Source organism: Bacillus sp. JST-5, from assembly GCF_057747715.1.
The window spans coordinates 1-1,695 of record NZ_JBYLHW010000138.1 but is presented as its reverse complement, the minus strand read 5'-3'; the positions used below and the strand labels follow the sequence as shown (position 1 = coordinate 1,695).

General features: G+C 41.1%; 1 protein-coding gene. It reads right to left on the bottom strand.

The window, feature by feature from the left end:
- Nucleotides 1–148 precede the first annotated feature (148 nt).
- Nucleotides 149–1,378 carry an IS110 family RNA-guided transposase gene (locus AC3ASS_RS14140; RefSeq protein ID WP_488284146.1) on the bottom strand — a complete coding sequence of 410 codons (1,230 nt, stop codon included), beginning with the start codon at nucleotides 1,376–1,378 and terminating at the stop codon, nucleotides 149–151.
- Nucleotides 1,379–1,695: the final 317 nt, after the last annotated feature.

Here is a 1,695-nt window from a genome sequence, read left to right as displayed (position 1 = left end):
AGTCCTGCGGTAATATGTCAAGCACCAAAATCAAAGGAATTGGAAATTCTAAACCGCAAAAGTTCTAAAAAAGGCAATACTAAAGAAACCCAGTGAAACGAATTACATTTACTGGAAATTATAGAAGGATTTAGGGTTTTGTTATTCCCTATTTATTCACCTTCCTTCTAGGCGTGTAAATTTGGTCGTTACGTAGCAGCGCATCGACCAAACGCACAAGTTTTCTTGCGGTTAAGACGAGTGCTCTTTTATGTTGGTGCTTTGGAACTTCATGATACTTTTTCAGGTAATATGCCCGAAATTCAGGTTCATTTCGTTGTACCGAGTTGGCAGCTTCAACTAGGTAGTAACGAAGATAATGGTTTCCTGATCGTATCATGTTTGTTTCCTCTGCCTGAAACTTTCCTGATTGATGTTTGGACCATGTTAACCCGGCATATTTCGCTAATGATGCTTGATTATCAAAGCGTTCAATTTGTCCAATTTCAGCTAATATTCCGGCACAATAAACGGGTCCGATGCCAGGGATCGTCTGTAAAGTGTTTGGAATGCCCTCTAATAGCTTTTGAATGGCTTTATCCAATTCCTTGATCTGCTTGGTAATACTTCGAATGGACTCAATGGAAGTCGCCAACAAAAGGTCAATCGAGTCTTCTACACACTTGGATAAACGATAAGAAGATCTGGCTGCCTTTTGAATAGATTTGGCTATACATTCGGCATCAGTAAAGCGGTTTTTGCCCTTTTCCTGAAGATAATGCGCAAGTTCCTGGAGATCCATGGAGCTGATTTCATCCAGGCTATACTTTTCGAGTAACAGCTCCATCATGGCGTTTCCAAACACGGAACTTTTCACTTCAGCTGTAAAAGAACTACACTTGTAAAAAAGGTTTTGGAGGAAATACTGTTTTTCACGAGTTAAATTGTGAACGAGATGATATCTCATTCTCGTTAACCTTTGAAGGGCAATATATTGTTCCTGCATGACAGCAGAAAGTCGAAGGCGTCCGAAACGGAGTCGATCCGCAATAATCCAGGCATCGATATGGTCTGTTTTATCGAGATCGGTATAGGACTCCTTAAACTTCTTAATTAGTTTTGGGTTAATCGTAAATACTTTTGTATTAAACTTCTTCAGAGATTCATCTTCATGAAAGAACATGGCTGGGTGCCAACTGTAAACCGATGTGGCTTCCATCCCGATTTGAATCTCTTGAATCAAGTTTTTTCGGGCAATATCCACGATTTGATTTCGTAGATAAGATGCCCCAGTTAAATTGTTTTCAACAGTTAGAGAAGATAATGTTTCACCATCTAAATTCATGACACAAGCTTTCATATCTTGAGAGCTGACGTCTATTCCGACAAATAACTTCATGGGAGAAACCTCCTTTCATTTTAGGATCAGGGGAAGGACTCTTCGGGATGTCCCCAGCGCACTTGTTGATCAATCACCCTCGCGTATGAGAACTCGCTCTGATCCATGAGCTGCCTGGAAGCTGCCACTTCCAGCATGGGTTGCCAGAGGGAACAGCCTGCGGGTTAGAAGTTCAAACAAGAGCTGGAGAAACAGACTTCAATAGTAGTCAAGCTACAGGAGGAAGAAGGATTTCCCCAAATGATCCTTAAAACCATTATCTAGGGACATCACGAAAAGTCCACCCCTAAAATGGAAATTTTTCAGATAGTGGTGGG

Bases quoted from the DNA above. Each gene is read 5' to 3' on its own strand.
- AC3ASS_RS14140 (WP_488284146.1), bottom strand. From the start codon at position 1,378: ATGAAGTTATTTGTCGGAATAGACGTCAGCTCTCAAGATATGAAAGCT.